General features: G+C 69.5%; 18 protein-coding genes. 10 read left to right on the forward strand and 8 right to left on the reverse strand.

The genetic code is table 11. The features are described from left to right. Positions 1-18 precede the first annotated feature (18 nt). From BM362_RS16565 to BM362_RS16585, 5 genes are all read right to left on the reverse strand, one after another. Positions 19-2,388 (reverse strand): glycoside hydrolase family 65 protein, encoded by a 2,370-nt coding sequence (locus tag BM362_RS16565; RefSeq protein WP_067581369.1) that lies wholly within the window; start codon positions 2,386-2,388, stop codon positions 19-21. Further along, a complete protein-coding gene (locus BM362_RS16570; protein ID WP_067581371.1) occupies positions 2,385-3,116 on the reverse strand; it encodes an HAD family hydrolase in 732 nt (243 codons plus the stop codon). Before BM362_RS16570 ends, BM362_RS16565 begins: the two co-directional genes overlap by 4 nt. 260 nt (positions 3,117-3,376) lie before the next feature. Then, positions 3,377-4,534, reverse strand: coding sequence for an ROK family transcriptional regulator (locus tag BM362_RS16575; RefSeq protein WP_202505677.1), 1,158 nt, complete (start codon positions 4,532-4,534; stop codon positions 3,377-3,379). Positions 4,535-4,763: 229 nt separating this feature from the next. Further along, positions 4,764-6,068 carry a carotenoid oxygenase family protein gene (locus tag BM362_RS16580; protein WP_093573709.1) on the reverse strand — a complete coding sequence of 435 codons (1,305 nt, stop codon included), beginning with the start codon at positions 6,066-6,068 and terminating at the stop codon, positions 4,764-4,766. A gap of 4 nt (positions 6,069-6,072) precedes the next feature. Continuing rightward, a complete protein-coding gene (locus BM362_RS16585; RefSeq protein ID WP_067581377.1) occupies positions 6,073-6,633 on the reverse strand; it encodes a hypothetical protein in 561 nt (186 codons plus the stop codon). A gap of 89 nt (positions 6,634-6,722) precedes the next feature. Between BM362_RS16585 and BM362_RS16590 the strand changes: the two genes are divergently transcribed. Next, a complete protein-coding gene (locus BM362_RS16590; protein WP_093573710.1) occupies positions 6,723-7,247 on the forward strand; it encodes a PadR family transcriptional regulator in 525 nt (174 codons plus the stop codon). Positions 7,248-7,283: 36 nt separating this feature from the next. After that, entirely contained in the window at positions 7,284-7,907 is a 624-nt protein-coding gene (locus tag BM362_RS16595) for an NUDIX domain-containing protein (RefSeq protein ID WP_208865223.1), read from the forward strand. Here BM362_RS16595 and mgrA read toward each other — a convergent pair. Then, positions 7,821-8,849, reverse strand: a complete 1,029-nt coding sequence (gene mgrA, locus BM362_RS16600; protein ID WP_093573711.1) for an L-glyceraldehyde 3-phosphate reductase — start codon at positions 8,847-8,849, stop codon at positions 7,821-7,823. The two genes, BM362_RS16595 and mgrA, sit on opposite strands and share 87 nt — an antisense overlap. A 150-nt stretch (positions 8,850-8,999) precedes the next feature. On the opposite strand from mgrA, the gene BM362_RS16605 reads away from it, so the two are divergent. From BM362_RS16605 to BM362_RS16630, 6 genes are all read left to right on the forward strand, one after another. Further along, on the forward strand, positions 9,000-9,359 hold the full coding sequence (locus tag BM362_RS16605) for a hypothetical protein (protein WP_067581380.1): 360 nt from the start codon (positions 9,000-9,002) through the stop codon (positions 9,357-9,359). Beyond that, positions 9,356-10,099 (forward strand): hypothetical protein, encoded by a 744-nt coding sequence (locus BM362_RS16610; RefSeq protein WP_067581382.1) that lies wholly within the window; start codon positions 9,356-9,358, stop codon positions 10,097-10,099. The genes BM362_RS16605 and BM362_RS16610 overlap by 4 nt, the downstream gene beginning before the upstream one ends. A 19-nt stretch (positions 10,100-10,118) precedes the next feature. Continuing rightward, positions 10,119-10,883 carry a hypothetical protein gene (locus tag BM362_RS16615; RefSeq protein WP_093573712.1) on the forward strand — a complete coding sequence of 255 codons (765 nt, stop codon included), beginning with the start codon at positions 10,119-10,121 and terminating at the stop codon, positions 10,881-10,883. Next, entirely contained in the window at positions 10,876-11,373 is a 498-nt protein-coding gene (locus BM362_RS16620; RefSeq protein ID WP_067581386.1) for a hypothetical protein, read from the forward strand. Before BM362_RS16615 ends, BM362_RS16620 begins: the two co-directional genes overlap by 8 nt. Before the next feature lie 156 nt (positions 11,374-11,529). Further along, complete coding sequence (locus BM362_RS16625) at positions 11,530-12,411, forward strand: AAA family ATPase (protein ID WP_093573713.1); 882 nt, start codon at positions 11,530-11,532, stop codon at positions 12,409-12,411. Continuing rightward, positions 12,408-13,781 carry a vWA domain-containing protein gene (locus BM362_RS16630; protein WP_067581390.1) on the forward strand — a complete coding sequence of 458 codons (1,374 nt, stop codon included), beginning with the start codon at positions 12,408-12,410 and terminating at the stop codon, positions 13,779-13,781. The genes BM362_RS16625 and BM362_RS16630 overlap by 4 nt, the downstream gene beginning before the upstream one ends. Here the strand turns inward: BM362_RS16630 and add are convergent. Next, the gene (gene add / locus BM362_RS16635; protein ID WP_093573714.1) at positions 13,759-14,742 is read right to left on the reverse strand and encodes an adenosine deaminase; all 984 of its coding nucleotides are present in this window, start codon (positions 14,740-14,742) and stop codon (positions 13,759-13,761) included. The genes BM362_RS16630 and add overlap by 23 nt on opposite strands. A 121-nt stretch (positions 14,743-14,863) precedes the next feature. On the opposite strand from add, the gene BM362_RS16640 reads away from it, so the two are divergent. Next, positions 14,864-15,067, forward strand: coding sequence for an antitoxin (locus BM362_RS16640; protein WP_067581394.1), 204 nt, complete (start codon positions 14,864-14,866; stop codon positions 15,065-15,067). A 1,174-nt stretch (positions 15,068-16,241) separates the two neighbouring features. On the opposite strand, the gene recQ is transcribed toward BM362_RS16640, so the two are convergent. Next, on the reverse strand, positions 16,242-18,086 hold the full coding sequence (gene recQ, locus BM362_RS16645) for a DNA helicase RecQ (protein ID WP_208865224.1): 1,845 nt from the start codon (positions 18,084-18,086) through the stop codon (positions 16,242-16,244). A 244-nt stretch (positions 18,087-18,330) separates the two neighbouring features. Here recQ and BM362_RS16650 point away from each other — a divergent pair, with 244 nt between their 5' ends. Further along, positions 18,331-18,765, forward strand: coding sequence for a DUF6314 family protein (locus BM362_RS16650; protein WP_244287175.1), 435 nt, complete (start codon positions 18,331-18,333; stop codon positions 18,763-18,765). Positions 18,766-18,777: the final 12 nt, after the last annotated feature.

Genomic DNA, 18,777 nt, shown 5'->3' on the forward strand with positions numbered 1-18,777 from the left:
GGCACCAGCACTCACGAGTCAGGCTCGGTCGAACTGCCGCACCTTCGACGCGTCGCGGCGCGCCGGGGCCCGGCCGATCGGCTGGACCGGCGCGGGGCCCGGGTCCAGCTTCGGGATCGGCAGCTCCACCGGCTCCTCGGCCACGGTGAACCGCTCGCCGTGGTGGATCAGGTCCAGCGGCGGCCCGTGGAGCACCCGGTACGTCGCCGCGCCGGGCCGGATCGACACCTGGAACCGCGTTTCGCGGAACGCGAGGCGGAAGGTGAGGCCGCCGAGTTCGTCCGGCAGCCGCGGTGCGAACGACAACTGGCCGCCGTAGTCGCGGAGCCCGCCGAACCCGGCCACAGCGGCTTGCCAGGCACCGGCCAGCGACGCCATGTGCAGGCCGTTGCGGACGTTGTTGTGCACGTCGTGCAGGTCGGTCAGCGCGGCTTCGGCGAGGTAGTCGTAGGCCAGCTGCAGGTGTCCGACCTCGGCCGCGATGACGGCCTGCGTGCCCGCGGACAGCGAGGAATCGCGGACGGTCCGTGCTTCGTAGTAGGCGAAGTCGCGGGCTTTTTCCTCGGGGCTGAACGAATCGCCGCACAGGTGCAGGGCGAGCACGAGGTCGGCCTGCTTGACGACCTGCTTGCGGTAGAGGTCGAAGTACGGGTAGTTCAGCAGCAGCGGGTAGAAATCCTCGTCGGTGGCGGCGAAATCCCATTCGTCGTGCTGCAGGAAGCCTTCCGACTGCGGGTGCACGCCGAGTTCCTGGTCGTAGGGCAGCGCCATCGCGTCCGCCGCGGCGCGCCAGGAATCGATCTCGGGAGCGTCCACTTCGAACTGTTCGGCGATGTCCGGGTGCCGTCCGCACACTTCCGCCGCCGCGAGCAGGTTCCGGCGCGCCATCAGGTTCGTGTAGACGTTGTTGTCCGCCACCGCGGAGTACTCGTCGGGCCCGGTGACGCCGTCGATGCGGAAGTGCCCGTGGTGGTCGAAATGCCCGAGGGACGCCCACAGCCGCGCGGTTTCCAGCAGCAGTTCCGCGCCGCAGGTGCGCTCGAAATGCTCGTCATGGGTGGCGTTCACGTACCGCACGACGGCGTCGGCGATGTCCGCGCTGACGTGGAACGCGGCGGTGCCGGCCGGCCAGTACGCGGAGCATTCGGCGCCGTTGATGGACCGCCACGGGAAAGCCGCGCCGCGCAAGCCGAGCTGGATCGCCCGCTCTTTCGCTTTGTCTATTGTGGAGTGTCGCCAGCCGAGGGCGTCGCGGGCGGCGTCCGGCATCGTGTACGTCAGCACCGGCAGGACGAACGTCTCGCTGTCCCAGAACGCGTGCCCGTCATACCCCGGCCCGGTGAGGCCCTTTCCGGCGATAGCCCGGGTTTCGCCGCGGGCGCCGGCCTGCAGCAGGTGGAACAGCGCGAACCGGACGGCCTGCTGAAGCTCCGGGTCGCCGTCGATTTCGATGTCCGAAGTGGCCCAGAAGTCGTCCAGGAACTGGCGTTGCTCGGCGGCCAGGCCCTTCCAGCCGGTCTGCCGCGCGCCCGCGAGCGCGGCTTCGACCTGCGCCCGCAGCGCCGGGGCGGAGCGCTGCGCGGACCAGCCGTAGGCGAGGAATTTGGTGACCCGCAGGCGTCCGCCCTTGGGCACGTCCACCGCGGCGGTGAGCCGGGCGAGGTCCTCCTCGGCGTGGATGCGGGTGCGCAGCCCGTCGTCGACCTCGATCTTGTGGTCCATCGCGGCGGCGACCCGCAGCCCGGACATCCGGGTCTGGTGCACCAGCACGGCCTGGTAGCCCGCGGCGTGGCTGAACTCGCCGACCAGCGGCGCGTCGAGCGCGGCGGCGACGCGCGGGTCGCGCGTGTCGGACTCGACCGGTTCGTTGGCCAGCAGGTCGGACTGCACGACGAGCTGCAGGTCCTCGTCGAGCGGTTCGACCTCGTAGCGGATCGCGGCGACCGCGCGCTGGGTGAAGGAAACCAGCCGTTCGGTGGTCACCCGCACGCGCCTGCCGGTGGGGGAGGACCATTCGGTGACGCGCCGCAGCGTGCCGCGGCGGAAGTCGAGCACGCGGTCGTGCGCGGTCGCGATGCCGTAGCGCATGTCCAGCGGCTCGTCCTCGACCAGCAGCCGGATGATCTTGCCGTCGGTCACGTTGACGACGGTCTGGCCTTCCTCCGGATAGCCGTAACCGCCCTCGGCGTAAGGGAGTTCGTGCTGTTCGTAGAAGCCGTTGAGGTACGTGCCGGGCAGCCCGCGCGGCTCGCCTTCCTCAAGCGTGCCGCGAAGTCCGATGTGTCCGTTCGACACCGCGAAGGCGGATTCGGTGCGCTGCAACGCATCCACGTCGAGACCGCGCCAGCGCAGCTCCCACGGCGCGCATTCGTAGCCGAGTTCCGTCACTTGTCCTCCAGCAGGTCGGCGAGGTCGTCCACCACGACGTCGGCGCCGTGCGCGCGCAATGCGTCGGCCTGGTCTTCCCGGTTCACGCCCACGACGTAACCGAAACCGCCGGCTTTGCCCGCCTGGACGCCCGATTGCGCGTCCTCGAACACCACGGCCTGCTTCGGGTCCACGCCGAGCGCCTTGGCCCCGGCGAGGAACGAATCGGGGGCCGGCTTGCCTTTCAGGTGGTCGCGGCGGATGACCAGGCCGTCCACGCGGGCTTCGACGAAGCGGGACAGGTCGGCCGCGTCGAGGACCTTCTCGCCGTTCGCCGAGGAGGTCACCACGGCGATCCTGAGCCCGGCTCGCTTCGCTGCTTCCAGGTAGCGCACGGAACCGGGGTAGGGGTTCACGCCGCGTTCGTCGATGATCTTCAGGACGAGTTCGTTCTTGCGGTTGCCGATGCCGTTCACGGTCGGCGCGTCGACGGCGTCGTCCGGGGTGCCTTCGGGGAGATCGATTCCGCGGGAGCGAAGGAATTCCCGCACGCCGTCGGCCCGGGGGCGGCCGTCTACGTAGGTCGCGTAGTCGGAGTCGGTGAATTCGTGGAAGTTCGCGGCGTCGCGGGTGCGCAGGTATTCGTCGAACGTCCGTTTCCACGCCTCGCGGTGGAGCACGGCCGTCCCGGTCAGTACGCCGTCCAGGTCGAAGAGGCAGGCGGTGATGGTGTCGGGCAGTCCGATCATGCCTGCAAGGTACCGGGCGCGGGGCGGGGTGGCTCGTCGCCTGGGGGCGACATTGCCGTGGTCTTGGCGTGGGGCACCCCGAAGCCCGATTGTGCTGACGCCCGCAGGGAGGCTTCGGATCGGGGTGCGGGGGTGGTGTGGGTGCCTCGATGGGCAGGTGCATTGGCGGCGGTGGGGGTGGGGCGCATCGCGGACCGGTCAAGGGTCGTGAGGGGGACTCTGAGGGAATCAGAGTCAATGAGGGTGGTCCTCACGGAACGTCAGGCGGCGCCTACTCGGCGGTCGAAGACGAGGCGTTCGGCGGCGCGCAGGCCGACGCTGATCGCGCCGGTGAGGACGCCGTCGTCGCCTAGTTCGCCTTGCACCACAGTGGTGGTGAGCGGGGTGAACGCGCGGAGTGCTCGGTCGATTGGTTCCAGCAGCAGGTCTGCTGCGGTTCCGACGCCGCCGCCCAGGACGATCAGTTCCGGGTCGATCACTGCGGCGACTGAAGCGACGGTGTACGCGAGCCGGTCGGCCTCCGCGGAGACTGCGCGTTGGGCGAGGTCGTCACCCTCGCGGGCGAGGCGGAAGACTTCGCGGGCGGATCGTGCTGTGCCCAGGCCGAGTTCGCGTGCGCCGCGGACTACTGACTGGGCGGCGGTGGCCTCTTCCAGGTGTCCGCGCGCGGGCGGTTCGCCGGGTTCGTCGGCGACGCGCGTGCGGCCGTAAGGCAGGTAGCCGATTTCTCCCGCCGCGCCGGTGGCGCCGCGGAAGACGCGGCCGTCGACCATCAGGCCCATGCCTACGCCGGTGCCGATGGTGATGCAGCCGACGACCGACGCTCCGCGGGCGGCACCGCTTTCCCACTCGCCGACCGCGGTGAGGTTCGCGTCGTTTTCCACCACCAGGTCCGGTCCCAGGACCTGCTCCAGGTCGTCGAGCAGACCCGGACGGCCCCAGCCGGGCAGGTTCGGCGCGTGCCGGAAGCAGCGTTTCACCGGGTCCGCGACGCCGGGGGAGCCCAGCACGCGGACCACGATGTCGTCGTTGGTCAGACCGGCCTCGGCCACGATGTCGGCGGCCAGTTTGCCCAGCGCGGAGATCAGTGCGCTGCCGGAGCGGGCCGTGTTGCGCACGTCGCGCCGGGCGACTGTGGTGCGGCCCAGGTCGGCGACCGCGACCCGGATGTGCTCCCGGCCGATGTCCAGGCCGAGCACGTACCCCGCGGTCGGGTCCGCCTCGTAGAGCACCGCCGAACGGCCGGTGCCGGTGGACGTGTGCCCGGTCGCGCGGGCGAGCCCGGCGGCCTCCAGCGCGAGCAGCGCCTGGCTCACCGTGGGCTTCGACAGCCCGGTGTCCTTCGCCACCTGCGGCCGCGTCGCGGGCCCGCCGCGGCGCAGCAGGTCGAGCACCGCTCGCTGGTTGATCATGCGCATCCCGGCCGGGGTGCCGACCGGTGGTGTACCCGACCCTGCCACCTGCTGAGTTTCCTTCCCGTTCGGACTTCCGTCCTGCCACGGTAACCGGATTCGCCCCGCTTTGGCAGGAAAGTTTCTTTTCTTCCGGCTCGGGAGGGCAGGCAGGAGATCTTGGCCCGACGATACGGGCTCGGCGGGCGGAACCCGGGGACGGCACGCAGAGTTCGCCCTCCGCCAGTTGACGGGCTCAGGCGTCGGGCAGCCAGTTGCCGTGGAAGCCGGCGGGCACGCGCCCGGGCAGGCGGACCGTCGCGACCGGATCCGCTTCGAGGTCCTGCGCGTCGAGCACCACCAGGTCGCTGCGGTCGTTCGGCCCGTCGTAGACGTAGGCGAGCAGCCAGCCCGCGCCGTCCGGACGATCGTCTGCCGGAACGAAAACCGCTTCGCCAGGGACGTGCCCTTCCGGGAACAGATGCTCGCGCGAGGCGTTCGTGTGCAGGTCGTAGCGGCGGAGCACGAGCGGACCCGCCGGACCGTGCCGTCCGGTGACATGGCCGAAACGCGCGTCGAGCCCGGCGAGCCGGTCGTCGACGCGGGGGAACTCGCCGTCGCGGTCGTCGAGCGGATCCTCGGCGACGGTGTCCGCGCGCGGGTCGATCGTCCACCGCCACAGCACGCCCTTCGGATCCGGGACGCGCGGCTTGGACAAATGCTCGTACCGCACGACGTGCACCACGATCCGGCCGTCGGCGGTGTCGTGCGCGTTGAGGGTGTGGAAGACGTAGCACGGGTCGATTCCGAACCAGCGCACGCCGTCCTCCGGCCGGTCGCGGCTGAGCAGGCCGAGCCGTGCGCCGTACGTGTCGCTCCAGCGGTACGGGATGCCGCCGTCGGTTCCGTGGTCGAACACCACCGGGAGGTCGAAGAAGACCACGTGCCGCCGGGTGAGCGCGAAGTCGTGCATCATCGTCAGCCCGGGAACGTCGATCGGCTGCCGCAGCACCAGTTCGCCGGCGGCGTCGGCGCGGTAGTAGCTCACGTGCGGGGCGGTGATGCTGCCGTAGCCGAAGAAATGCAATTCGCCGGTTTCCGGGCAGATCTTGGGATGGGCGGTCATCGCGTCGGCGAGCTTGCCGCCGAAATCGTAAACGCCGACGGTGTCGAGATCAGTGGTGATTTCGTACGGCAGCGAGGATTCCACGAGCGCGAGCGTGCGTCCCGCGTGAGTGACGACGTGGGTGTTGGCGACGCTCGACCGGAGATTCCGGGTTCCGTCGGCGTTGTAGAGCACCGGATCCGGGATGTCGAAGCTTTCGGTGCGCACCCAGCGATTGCGATACCAAGCCGCGCGGCCGTTTTCTAGCCGCACGCCGTGCACCATGCCGTCGCCGGTGAACCAATGCGCGCTGTCCTGGCGTGGGTTCGGCCCGTTGCGCAGGTACCACCCGGTGAGTTCCGGCGGCAGCGCACCGGTGACCGGCAGGTCGCGGGCGGTGAGTTCGTCGTGGACCGGGGCGTAATGGCCCTTGAGGTGGAAATCGGTGGTGGCCACGGCTTCACGCGGCTTTCTGGGCACGGGCCCGGACGATGCGCGGATAGCGAATGGTGAACGAGATCGGAATCGCGAAGCCGAGCACCTTGATGATGATCAAGCCGGCGGTGTCGTGCGGCGCGTAATGCAGCAGTACGGCTTCGGCGATTCCGGCGACCGTGAAGCTGGCCGCCCACACCGCGGTGATGACGACGTTGACCCGGCGAAACACCGCGGTCGCGGCGATTTCCGGCGGGACCATGGTTTTCGCGATCCCGAGGGTGAACGGCCGTTTCGCGGCGATCGAACCCCAGGCGGTCACGGCCAGCCAAAGATCGGTGAGCGCGCCGACGTAATCCCGGAGCGGCGAGGCCGGGTCGCTGAAGGACCAGATCGACAGCGCCGCGAAGAACACGACCGCGGAGACCTCGATGAACAGCGTGTCCCAGCCTTTGCCGCGCCGGCGTTCGAGCAGGAGCAGCCCGCCCGCGAGCGCCAGTCCGGTCAGCCCGGACCACCGCCAGCCGGCCTGCGTGGACACGACCGCGAAGGCGATCCACGGAAGGAAACTCTTCAGGTAGTTCATCGGTGCCCCTCGCTCACATTCCTGTGCTGACATGTCAAAGCTAGAACGTCCGGCGTGCACATGTCAATAGTGGAATGTAGGGTGGGCGCATGACCTTGCGACACGCGGTGCTGGGGCTGCTCGCCACCGCCCCCGGAAGCGGCTACGACCTGCTGAAACGCTTCGAAACGGCGATGTCGAGCGTCTGGACGGCCACGCAGAGCCAGCTGTACGGGGAACTGGGCAAGCTCGAGGGCGCGGACCTGATCAAGGTCTCCGCGGAGGGCCCGCGCGGCCGCAAAGAGTACGCGATCACCGACGCCGGCCGGTCGGAACTGCGCAAGTGGCTGCTGGAGGAGCGGCCGCCGGCGGCGCGGCGGAACGAGATGCTGCTGCGGGTGTACTTCCTGGGCGAGGTCACGCCGGAGGAGGCCCGAGGATTCCTGCGCAGGCACGGCGCTTTCGCCGAGGGGCTGGTCGGCGAACTGGCCGCGATCGACGCGGCAGTGGACTGGGACGACAGCGATCCGTCGCTGTACGGCCGCCTCGCGCTGGAGTGGGGCAAGCGATACGCGGCGATGGAACGCGATTGGGCGGAGTGGGCGGCGGAGACGATCCGCGCGGCCCGCGGCTGAGCATGGCCGGCGGCCAGGCCCGCCACTGCGGCGACGATGCCGTTTTCGCGCGCGATCTCCGGGACGAGGGCGAGCCGGAGGCCGAGTGCACTCCCGGCATCGCCGCCCGGTTTCCGCGGAAGAACGTCGCCGCGGGAATGCTCGCCCGCGACGAACACGGACGGATCCTGTTCGTCTTCCCGGCTTACCAGCCGTTCCTGGAGATCCCCGGGAGGCTTGGTCGAAGACGGCGAATCACCGCTGGCCGCGTGTCGTCGAGAGGTCGGCGAAGAACTCGGCATCGACGTGCCGGTGGGGCGGCTTCTCGTGGTCGATTGGCGGCGCCTGGCGGGACAGCCTGCAATTCGTCTTCGACGGCGGCGTGCTGAGCCGCGAGCGGATCGGTGCCCTCCGCCTGGCGGCGGACGAAGTGAGCCGGTTCGAATTCCTTGGCATCGAGGCCGCGCAAGCGCAATCGCGCCCGTCGAAAGCACGGCGAATCACTCTGGCGCACCAAGGGTTTCTGGACGGGGAGACGGTCTGCGGCGAGTTCGGCCGGAGGCTCGGGTAGTCCTCGCCTCCGGCCGCGCCGGGTCATCCGTCGGAAGACCGCTTCCAGATGTTGATGCCTTCTTCGGTGGCGTGCTGGTCGATCTCGGCCAGTTCCTCCGCGGTGAATGACAGGGTGTCCAGCGCGGCGACGTTGTCCTCCAGCTGCTTCACGCTGCTGGCCCCGATCACCAGCGATGTCATCCGCGGATCCCGCAGCGCCCACGCCAGCGCCAGCTGCGCCAGCGTCTGCCCCCGCCGCGCCGCGATCTCGCCCAGCGCCCGGATCTTGCCGAGCTTCTCTTCGGTGATCGTGTCCGGGTTCAGCGATTTCCCTTGCGCCGCTCGCGAATCCGTGGGCACCCCGGAAAGGTATTTGTCGGTCAGCAATCCCTGCGCCAGCGGCGAGAACGCGATGCACCCGGCCCCGGCCTGCTCCAGGGTCCCGAGCAAATCGTCCGTCTCGGTCCAGCGGTTGAACATCGAATACGACGGCTGGTGGATCAGCAGCGGTGTGCCCAGTTCGCGCAGCAACTGCGCGGCTTCCGCGGTCCGCGCGGAGTTGTAGGACGAGATCCCGGCGTACAACGCCTTGCCGGACCGGACCGCCCGGTCGAGCGCGCCGACCGTCTCCTCCAGCGGCGTCTCCGGGTCGAAGCGGTGCGAGTAGAAGATGTCGACGTAGTCCAGGCCCATCCGCCCGAGCGACTGGTCGAGGCTGGCCAGCAGGTACTTCCGCGAACCCCACTCGCCGTACGGGCCGGGCCACATGTCGTAGCCGGCCTTGGTCGAAATGATCAGCTCGTCGCGGTAGGGCTTCAGGTCGCTCGCCAGCAGCCGGCCGAAGTTCTCCTCGGCGCTGCCGTAGGGCGGGCCGTAGTTGTTGGCCAGGTCGAAATGCGTGATGCCGAGGTCGAAGGCGCGCCGGACGATGTCGCGCTGGACGGTGAGCGGGCGGTCGTTCCCGAAGTTGTGCCACAGCCCGAGCGAGATCGCGGGCAGCTTCAGGCCGCTGCGCCCGCAGCGGCGGTAGGGCATCGAGTCGTAACGGGCATCAGCGGCAGCGTAAGTCACGTCCCGATGCTAGCCCGCGAGGCCGGTGACCTCCTGTTCGATGGCAAAAGGCGGTTTTGCGCGCGACATCCCATTCGACTCCGTACTATGCGGGCGGTGGCGCCCGTGACAGGCCAGGTGCCCCGACAGCGAACGAGGGAGGGACTCCCCATGGCCGGCTACAAGGTCATCACCGGTGCCTTGCGCACCGAAGCGAAGAAGTGGGATCCGCACGCTGAGAAGGTCGCCGGTGTGCACACGGCGGTTTCCGGCATGACGCTCGACACCTCGGCGTTCTGGATCGGCGACGGCGTGAACTTCCTCCTCACGGCCGCGGTCGCGCAGATCGACAAAACCGCCTACGACAAGCTCCAGCAGTTCATGGAGCAGAAACTCTCCACGGCGGGCCCGGACATGGGCCACATCGGCGACGTGCTGGTCAAGGCGGCCAACACCTACGACCAGAACGAGGAAATCGTCGAACTCGACCTCAACGACTGGTCGAAGAAGATTCCGGAGGGCGACTCGTGAGCGAAGACGCGGAGAGCACCACCGCCGAATTCAAGAAACTGATCGACCAGCTGGTCCAGTGGGTCAACGACATGGTCAACGGGTTCCGGGAGTTCGTCGGCAAATGGGCGGATTCCGCGTGGCGGTACGTCCTGGGCCCGGCGGTCATCGCCTTCGACCGGGGAATGAAGGCGCTCAACGAGAAGATCACGAAGATCGTCCAGGACATCCAGAAGATCCTGGAGCATTCGACCCCGATCGTCTCGATCATCGTCCAGGGGTTCTCCTGGCTGGAGGACGCCCAGCGCCCCGCCTCCCAGCTCCAGGGCGTGGTCAAGGAACACCCGGACGCGAACTTCGGGCATTGGGAGGGCGCGGCCCGGAAGGCATACGACGACGCCGTCGACGCGCAGCACGCCGCGCTGGGCGCGATCAAGACCAAAGCGGACAACATCAGCAGCTGGCTGCTCGACATCGCCAAGGCGAACATCATGTTCGTGAAGGAACTCGGCGACGCCTTCGCCGCCCTGGTGGGCGAGTTCGTCGCGGTCCTGGTCGAGGCCGGGACCATCGTCGGCGCGCTGGAAGCCATCGGGGAAGCGGGCAAACTCGTCGAGAAGCTGGTCACCACCGCGGGGCAGCGGCTCACCAAGGTCGTGGAAATGTACAGCGAGGCGGTCGGGCGCACGCGCGACGCCACCAGCATCCAGTACGACGCCGCGGAATTTCCGAACGACAAATGGCCGAGCCTGGCCGGCTAGCCGCACGAGAGGAGCGACAATGACCGACCCGGTCGCCTCGGCGAACACCCTCGACGCGGGGCTGGAAGCACTTCGGGACATCGGCGCGCGGCTCGATCGGGCCCCGGCGCCGCAGCCGCCGCCGACAGTCGCCGAACCCGTGCTGGTCGGCACCGGGAAGGCGCGCGGTTTCCGCGCGGCCGACCGGACCGGCGTCGTCACGATCACGCTGGACGAGGACCTCAAGCTGGTCGAGGCGACCGTCCTGGACCACTGGAAATCCCGGGTGGAGCCTGCCTTCCTCGGCGAAGCGCTGACGGAGGCGTACCTGGCCGCGCTGGACGCGGCGGTGCAGGAAAGGTCCGAACGCTTGGCCTCGGAAACGCCGCCCGCCGCGGCTCCGGCGAGCGACGCGGACGGTCCCGTGGTGTTCCCGACGCTCGACGAAGTCGTGGCGGCAGCCCGGGCCAGCCGGGAGCGCAACGAGAACGAACGGCTCCGGCAGCAGCGGGAGCGCGGTCCGGCCGCCGAGCCGGAACCGCCGCACGAGGTGAGCGGGAGCTTCGGCTACCTGACCCTTCGCGTCCAGGGCGGCGCGATGCTCTCCGCGAGCCCGAACGTCAGCGCGCTGGCCAACGCGGGCACGGCCAACCTCCAGGAGGACATCGAAGCCGCGTTCGGCAACGCGGGGCTGAAATCACCGCACGCAGTCTCGGAATCGGGCAGTGTCCGCCGGGACAAGTCGGCCGGTCGCGAGTTCGACGAGGAAGAGGACGCGTGGCGAGGGTTCCATGGCAATGATTAACCGGCTCGTGCTCGGGCTGGCGGTCGCCGTCTCGGCAGCGGGATGCAGCGGCGCCGGCCCGGCCGAGACGTTCGCGAAAACGAACGCCTGCGAGTTGCTGGCGACCGCCGCGCGGGGCACGCCGATCGACCCGCAGCGAAGCGAGTACAAGCTGACGGAATCCGCCCCGGCCGGTGCGGCGGGCGGCGTCGGCGGCTGCCGCACCGAGTGGAACCCGCCGTCCGGCAAGCTGACCGGCGGCGACCTGGCCGCGACGCTGGAGCTGGGCGAGGCGGAGGACTGGAGCGCGCACAGCGAATCGAGCACCCAGAGCGGGCACGAAGTCCGGAAAGACACCACGAAAGCCGGCGGCGGATGCCGTTATCAGGTCCAGATCCCCGGCACGGACGCGGCGGTGCGCATCTGGTACCTCGACCGGTCCGTCAGCAACGAAGGGTCCTGCCCGGTCGCGAAGCGGTTGGTGGATCAGGTCATTCCGAGCCTGCCGTGAAACGGCTCCGGCACCCCGGCATACATCGGAGGAATATCCGGCTTTCAGCGGCGCTGCGGGGGCGTGTGCCAGCTGAGCTCCGATGTCTGGTCGCCGGGAAGCCTGCGGTGCCGACCGCCCAGTACAGTGCGGGTGAGCGATCGCTTAGGAGGCTACGTGGGCACCGGGTTTTTCTCGTCCGTCGACGACGTGTCGGCGCAGCTGGCCGAGGCCGGGTACCTCGCGTCGACCGCGGTCGCGACCACGGTGTTCCTCGCCGACCGGCTGGGCAAGCCGCTGCTGGTCGAGGGCCCGGCCGGGGTCGGCAAGACCGCGCTGGCGACGGCGGTCGCCGAGGTCACCGGCTCGCGGCTGGTGCGGTTGCAGTGCTACGAGGGCATCGACGAGGCCCGCGCGCTGTACGAGTGGAACCACGCGAAGCAGCTGCTGCGGATCACCGCGGGCCGCGACGAGACGTGGGACGAGGCGCGCACCGACATCTTCGGCGAGGAATTCCTGCTGCGCCGCCCGCTGCTCACCGCGATCTCCGGCACCGAGCCGACTGTGCTGCTGATCGACGAAACGGACAAGGCCGACGTCGAGATCGAGGGCCTGCTGCTGGAGGTGCTCGGCGATTTCCAGGTGACGGTGCCCGAACTCGGCACGATCACCGCGACGCGGCAGCCGTTCGTGGTGCTGACGTCGAACGCGACGCGCGAGCTGTCCGAGGCGCTGCGGCGGCGGTGCCTGTTCCTGCACATCGATTTCCCGGACGAGGACCTGGAACGCGAGATCGTCCGGCTGAAGGTGCCCGGCATCGAGGCCGCGCTCGCGGATTCGGTGGTGCGGGTGATCGCCGCGCTGCGGGCCATGGACCTTCGGAAACTGCCGTCGGTGGCAGAGACCGTCGACTGGGCGCACACGCTGCTGGAACTCGGCGCGGGCGCGCTCGACGAACGGGTGGTGCGCGAAAGCCTCGGCGTCGTGCTGAAGCATCAGGACGACATCGCGAAGGCCGGGGCCGGGCTGCGTCTCGACCAGGTGCTGGACGCGTCGTGACCGCCGCGCCGGGCCTGACCGGACGGCTCGCCGAGTTCGTGCGGGCCTTGCGGGCGCAAGGCATCCCGGCCGGACCGGGCGAAACGGCCGACGCGGCAGCCGCGCTGGAGGTGCTCGGCCTGGACGAGCGCGAACTGGTCCGCGAAGGGCTCGCCGCCGCTCTGGTCCGCCGGGGCGGCCAGCGCACGGTGTTCGACGCCGCGTTCGACCTGTACTTCCCGGCGGCCGTCGGCGCTCCGGAGCTGGCGCGCGAAAACCCGCCGCAGGACCGGGAGGAACTGCGGGAAGCACTCGCCGCCGCCTTGGCCGAAGGCGACGACCAGGCGTTGGACCAGCTCGCCGGACTCGCCGTGGACCTGCTGGGCCAGTACGGCGCCGGGACCGGCCCCGGCGGCGGATATTCGGCGCACCAGACGCTGGACCGCCTGCAACCGCAGACGCTCATCGCCCAGGTGCTGGCCGCGATGCGGGCCGCGGGCGCCCCGGACGAGTTCACCGACCGGCTCACCCGCGACGAAATCCGCCGCCGCGTCGAGGGTTTCCGCGGCCGGGTGCGGACCGAAGCGCGCCGCCGAGCCGCGGAACTCCGGGGCCGCGAACGGATCGCCAAACACGCGATCGCTCCCGCCGCCGACCGCGTCGACTTCCTGCTCGCCAGCCGTACGCAATTGGCCGAGCTGCGGCGCACGATCCAGCCGCTGTCCCGAAAACTCGCCACCAGGCTTGCCGCGCGCCGCAAACGCACCACACGCGGCCAGATCGACTTGCGCCGAACGCTGCGTCGTTCACTCTCCACTGGCGGCGTGCCCTTGCGTCCAGCCTACCGGCACCGGCGCCCCGGCCGCCCGGAAATCATCCTCCTGTGCGACCTTTCCGGTTCGGTGGCGGGTTTCGCGAACTTCACGATGCTGCTGGTGCAGGCGTTGCGGGACCAGTTCAGCAAGATCCGCGTCTTCGGTTTCGTCGACAGCACCGACGAGGTGACCCACCTCGTGGACACCGGCGCTGCCGATCCCGAACAGCTGGGCGCGCGCATGCTCAGCGAAGCCGCGGTAGTCCGCTGGGACGGCCACAGCGATTACGGCCGCGCGCTAGGACAATTCACTTCGCACTGGCTCGACGCGGTGGGCCCGCGTACGTCGGTCCTCATCCTGGGCGACGCCCGAACGAACGGCGGCGACCCGAATCTCGGGGCCGTCCGCGCGATCCGCTCCCGCGCCCGGCATGTCCACTGGCTGAACCCCGAACGCCGATCCCTGTGGGGCACCGGCGATTCGGCCGCGCCGGACTACGCGGAACTGGTGGAGATGCACGAATGCCGCAACGCGCAGCAGCTGGGCGTGCTCGTCACGCGCCTTCTGCCGACCTGAGCCAGTCGTCAATCTCCTTGCGCAGCAACGCTTTGGTCTCTTCCGGCGCGAACGATGCCTCCACCGCGTTGCCGGCCAGCTGAGCCAGTGTCGCGTCGCCGTAACCGAAGACTTCCCTCGCCCGAGTGAATTCGCCGGTGATCGTGGTACCCGTGACGTCCGGGACATCCGTGTTGAGCGTGACTCGGAGCCCCGCCTCGATCAACCGGGGGAGCGGGTGCTCCGGAAGCGTCGGCACCAATCCGAGCGCGACGTTCGACGAAGGACACACCTCAAGCGCGATCCCGGTTTCCGCTGCCTGAGCGGTCAACTCCGGGTCGTCCACGATGCGGATCCCGTGCCCGATACGCTCAGCACCACCGATCTCGATCGCCTCGCGGACGCTGTCCGGCCCGGCGTCCTCACCAGCGTGGTGAACGAGGTGCACGCCCGCCTCCCGTGCCCGGGCGAACACCTCCCGGAACGGAGCGAGCGAGTGCCTTTCCTCGCCAGCCATCCCGATCGCGATGATCTCCTCGTGCCGCTTGGCCAGTTCGAGGGTTTTCATCGCCCGCTCGACCGACCGCCGCCGCGAGTGATCGAGAATCAACCGCCATCGCAGCCCATGCTCCTCCCCGCCTTCCGACAGTCCTTTGAGGACCGCGTTGAGCGGCAGTCCAAGATCCCCGAGCCGTTCCCCGTGCGCGGCGGCGGTGAACGTGACCTCGACGTATCGAGTCCCCTGCGCGGCTTCGTCCGCACAGAACTCGCGCGCGATCCGCTCGAAGTCCGCGGCCTCGCGCAAACACGACCGAGTGAGACTGTTGCGATCGGCAAACGCCCGAAACCCGGTGAACACGGCAGGTTTGCCCGGCACCCGGACTCCGTGGAGGGCCGCGAGCTCCTTGAGCGTGCCAGGGCGGACAGTGCTCTCAAGATGGACGTGGAGATGCACCTTGGGAAGGGCCGAAAGATCGCGCACGCGTCGGATGATGCCCGCTCCGTGCGTCCCCTGTCATCCAAGTTTCGTCGCCGGGAACTAGCGGCGGCTTGACGGCGTTGGGGGAGTGACGGAGGTTTCCGCAGGGGAAAGGCTGTGTGCGATGGCTTTGCTGAAGAAACTCACCATGCTGGCCGGTGCCGCGGGCGCGGTGTCGTACGTGCGGAACAACCCGGAGAAGGTCAACGAGGCCGTGGGGAAGGCGGCGCGTTTCGTGGACGAGAAGACCAACGGTCGATACCACTCGCAGATCGCGGGAGCTGTCCGGAAGGTCTCGGACACTACCGGTCCTCGGACGGCTGAGTGAGTCTTGGCTCCGGGGTCTGAGCGAGGTTTGACCCGATCCCGGAGGTCTGCTGAAGCGTAAGCGGCGGGTCCGCGGGTTGAGGTGTGCCCGGCGGGCAGGCTTGCCCCTCCGGACGGGGAGGCGACGCGACCGTCCGCAGCCCCGCCCAGGTGCCGACGAGCGGTCTGGGGCCTGTTGCCTTCGCGCGGGGTCTTGCTGGTCCGGTGCCTGCGTACGGCGTTCTGGCACGCTCGCGCATGCGAGACTGTTCCGGTGCCCGTCCAGGTGCCGCAGTGCGGCCTGGGTCTTGCTGCCTCGCGCGGGGGGTCTTGCTGGTCCGGTGGCTGCGTACGGCGTCCTGCTGTTCCGGTGCCCGCCCAGGTGCCGACGAGCGCCTGGATCCTGCTGCCTCGCGCGGGGTCTTGCTGGTCCGATGTCTGCGTACGTCGTTCTGGCACGCTCCGCATGCGAGACTGTTCCGGTGCCCGTCCAGGTGCCGCAGCGCGGTCTGGGTCTTGCTGCCTCGCGCCGGGTCCTGCTGGCCCGGTGCCTGCGTCCTGCTGGCCCGCCGCCCCGCCCAGGCGCAGCGCGGTCTGGGTCCTGCTGCCTCGCCGCTCGCGCCCTGCTGCTTGACGGGTACTGCTCGGTCTCGCCGCCGGGTCCGTCCTCGGCCTGCTGACGCTGCGGGCTGGAGCGTGCTGCGCTTCAGCCCAGGCCGGGCGGATCCGCGGGCCAGGCTTCGCCCGCGGAGCACCCTGTGCTCAGCGGGCGGCAGTTTCGGCGCGTACTGGCTGATCACCTCCGGCGGCATCGGGGCCGTGCGGGTTCTGCGGCCTCTCGATCGGTCTTCCTAGCCCCCGGGCCGTCGTGCTTCGCCTGCCGTCGAGGCGCTGCCCAGCCCGACTCCCAGCTCCGCGATTCCTGACCGGTCGTTCTCCCGAGCCGTCGTGGTGCTTGCCGAGCCTGGCCAGTCCTTCTGCGCGGTCTGGCTTGTGGTTTTGCCGGGTCTGGCTGGTTGTCCCGGCTCGCTTGCAGCTCTGCCGAGTCTCGCTGGTCTTCCGCCGAGCTAAGCCAGCCGCTCTGCCGTGAATCCGGCCGTCGGCGCCAAACCAAGGCACGCCGCTCCGCGAGGTCTCCAACTACCGCGCGCGACCCAGCCCGGCCAGCGTCCCCGCCCGCCGGCTCCAGCCAGCCCTCACTCCTCGGCCAGCACCGCCAGCACACCCTCCCCGTACTTGGCCAGCTTGCTCTCGCCGACCCCGCTCACCGTGCCCAGCGTGTCGAGCGTCGTCGGCATCATCGCGGCGATCTGGCGCAGCGTGGCATCGTGGAAGATCACGTAAGCCGGGACACCCTGTTCCTTCGCCGTAGCCCCGCGCCAGGCACGCAGGCGCTCGAACACCGGTGCCGCTTCCGCGGGCATGTCGATCGGAGCGGCCGGCGTGCGGCGGGACGTTCGCGGGGCACGCGCCGGGCGTTCCGGTTCGCGGCGCAGCTGCACTTCGTGGGAACCGTTCAGCACCGCGGTCGAACCTTCGGTCAGCACCAGCGATCCGTAATCCCCTTCGACCGCGAGCAGGTTGCGTGCCAGCAATTGCCGCACCACAGCGCGCCACTCCGGTTCGCGCAGTTCGGTGCCGATGCCGAAGACCTTCAGCGTGTCGTGCTGGAACTGGGTGACTTTCGGCGTCGTCTTGCCCAGCAGGATGTCGATGATCTGGCCGGCGCCGAACTTCTGCCGCCGTTCGTTGCGCAGACGGACCACTGTGGACAGTAGTTTCTGTGCGGGAATGGTGCCGTCCCAGCGTTCCGGCGGGGCCAGGCAGGTGTCGCAGTTCCCGCACGGCTGGCCGGACTGCCCGAAGTACGCGAGGATCTGCGTGCGCCGGCATTCGACCGTCTCGCACAGCGCCAGCATCGCGTTCAGGTGCTGGGCTTGCAGGCGACGATGCATCTCGTCGCCCTCGGACTTGTCGATCATTTTGCGTTGCTGCATCACGTCTTGCAGCCCGTACGCGAGCCAGGCGGTCGACGGCTGCCCGTCGCGGCCCGCGCGGCCGGTTTCCTGGTAATAGCCTTCCACGGACTTCGGCAGGTCGAGGTGGGCGACAAACCGGACGTCCGGTTTGTCGATGCCCATGCCGAACGCGATCGTGGCGACCACGACGAGCCCGTCCTCGCGCAGGAACCTCGCCTGGTTCGCGGCGCGGGTCGACTTGTCGAGCCCGGCGTGGTAGGGCAGCGCCGGGATTCCGTTCTGCGCCAGGAAATCCGCCGTCTTCTCGACCGACGCGCGGGACAGGCAGTAGACGATCCCGGCGTCGCCCGGGTGCTCGGTGCGCAGAAGGTCGAGCAACTGCTTCTGCGGCGAGTTCTTCGGCACGATCCGGTACTGGATGTTCGGCCGGTCGAAGCTCGCGACGAAATGCTTCGCGTTGTCCAGGCCGAGCCGCTGCGAGATTTCCTTGTGCGTGGCCTCGGTCGCGGTGGCGGTGAGCGCGATCCGGGGCACGTCCGGCCAGCGTTCGTGCAGCGACGACAGCATCAGGTAGTCGGGCCGGAAATCGTGGCCCCACTGGGAGACGCAGTGCGCCTCGTCGATCGCGAACAGCGCGATCTTGCCGCGGTCGAGCAGCCGCACGGTGGATTCGACCGACAGCCGTTCCGGCGCGAGGTAGAGCAGGTCCAGTTCGCCCGCGACGAAGGCCTCCTCCACCTCCTGCCGCTGCGCGAAATCCTGGGTGGAGTTGAGGAATCCGGCGCGCACGCCGACGTTGCGCAGCGCGTCGACCTGGTCCTGCATCAGCGCGATGAGCGGCGAGATGACCACGCCGACGCCCGGCCGCACCAGCGACGGGATCTGGTAGCACAGCGATTTCCCGCCGCCGGTGGGCATGAGCACCAGCGCGTCGCCGCCGGAGATCACGTGCTCGACGATCTCCGCCTGGTCGCCGCGGAAGGCGTCGTAGCCGAAGACGCGCTGCAGAGTCTCGAGAGCGGGGGAACGGGTGGCCTGCTCGGCCAGATCGGGATGCGCCACGCGGCCGATTCTAGGGCGGCGGGCCGTCCGGGCGAGCCTGCCCCGCCGGGTTCGGCGCGAGAGTCCCCGTCGCACCGGCCGTTTTCGGGGCCTGCGACGGGCCCGGTCGCGCAGGGTGAACAGCGTGGCTACTGGTGAAACCCGGGATGACGGGTCCCTTCACGCCACCCTCGTGACAGACGGTGCCGAGAGGCGGCAGTCCCGGTGCCGGTCGCCCGCCGTCTGGAGGCGCACAATGGGATCCGTGGCTTTTCCGATCAATGACCTGACCGGGTACTTCTCCGGCGAATGGCAGCTCGCGCGCGAAATCGTCGACGTCGACGGTGCGGCGATGGGCTCGGCGAGCGGCCGCGCGTCGTTCACCCCGGAAGACGGGGTACTCGTCTACCACGAGTCGGGAGAGCTGCAGCTCGGAGCGCATCGCGGGCCGTTTGTCCGGACTCTGCACTACCGTCCGGCCGGCGGCTCGCGCGCCGCGGTCCACTTCGACCATGGCGGGTTTTTCCACGACGTGGACCTGGCGACCGGGGAGTGGACGGCCGATCATCCGTGCGCCGCCGACTGGTATCGCGGGGCGTACCGGGTGCTCGACGATCGCCGGTGGGAGCAGGAATGGGTGGTGACCGGACCGGCCAAGGACCACGTCATCACCAGCCGGTTCACCCGGGCGGACCCGTGATCTTCCCGGCTC

The sequence above is a fragment of the Amycolatopsis rubida genome, from assembly GCF_900115345.1.
In the GTDB taxonomy this organism is placed as follows: domain Bacteria; phylum Actinomycetota; class Actinomycetes; order Mycobacteriales; family Pseudonocardiaceae; genus Amycolatopsis; species Amycolatopsis rubida.

Coding starts and splice junctions, on each gene's coding strand:
- BM362_RS16595 (WP_208865223.1), top strand. CDS start 7,284: ATGCCGTTTTCGCGCGCGATCTCCGGGACGAGGGCGAGCCGGAGGCCG.
- BM362_RS16615 (WP_093573712.1), top strand. CDS start 10,119: ATGACCGACCCGGTCGCCTCGGCGAACACCCTCGACGCGGGGCTGGAA.
- BM362_RS16620 (WP_067581386.1), top strand. CDS start 10,876: ATGATTAACCGGCTCGTGCTCGGGCTGGCGGTCGCCGTCTCGGCAGCG.
- BM362_RS16570 (WP_067581371.1), bottom strand. CDS start 3,116: ATGATCGGACTGCCCGACACCATCACCGCCTGCCTCTTCGACCTGGAC.
- BM362_RS16575 (WP_202505677.1), bottom strand. CDS start 4,534: ATGCGCATGATCAACCAGCGAGCGGTGCTCGACCTGCTGCGCCGCGGC.
- BM362_RS16585 (WP_067581377.1), bottom strand. CDS start 6,633: ATGAACTACCTGAAGAGTTTCCTTCCGTGGATCGCCTTCGCGGTCGTG.
- BM362_RS16640 (WP_067581394.1), top strand. CDS start 14,864: ATGGCTTTGCTGAAGAAACTCACCATGCTGGCCGGTGCCGCGGGCGCG.
- BM362_RS16590 (WP_093573710.1), top strand. CDS start 6,723: ATGACCTTGCGACACGCGGTGCTGGGGCTGCTCGCCACCGCCCCCGGA.
- BM362_RS16605 (WP_067581380.1), top strand. CDS start 9,000: ATGGCCGGCTACAAGGTCATCACCGGTGCCTTGCGCACCGAAGCGAAG.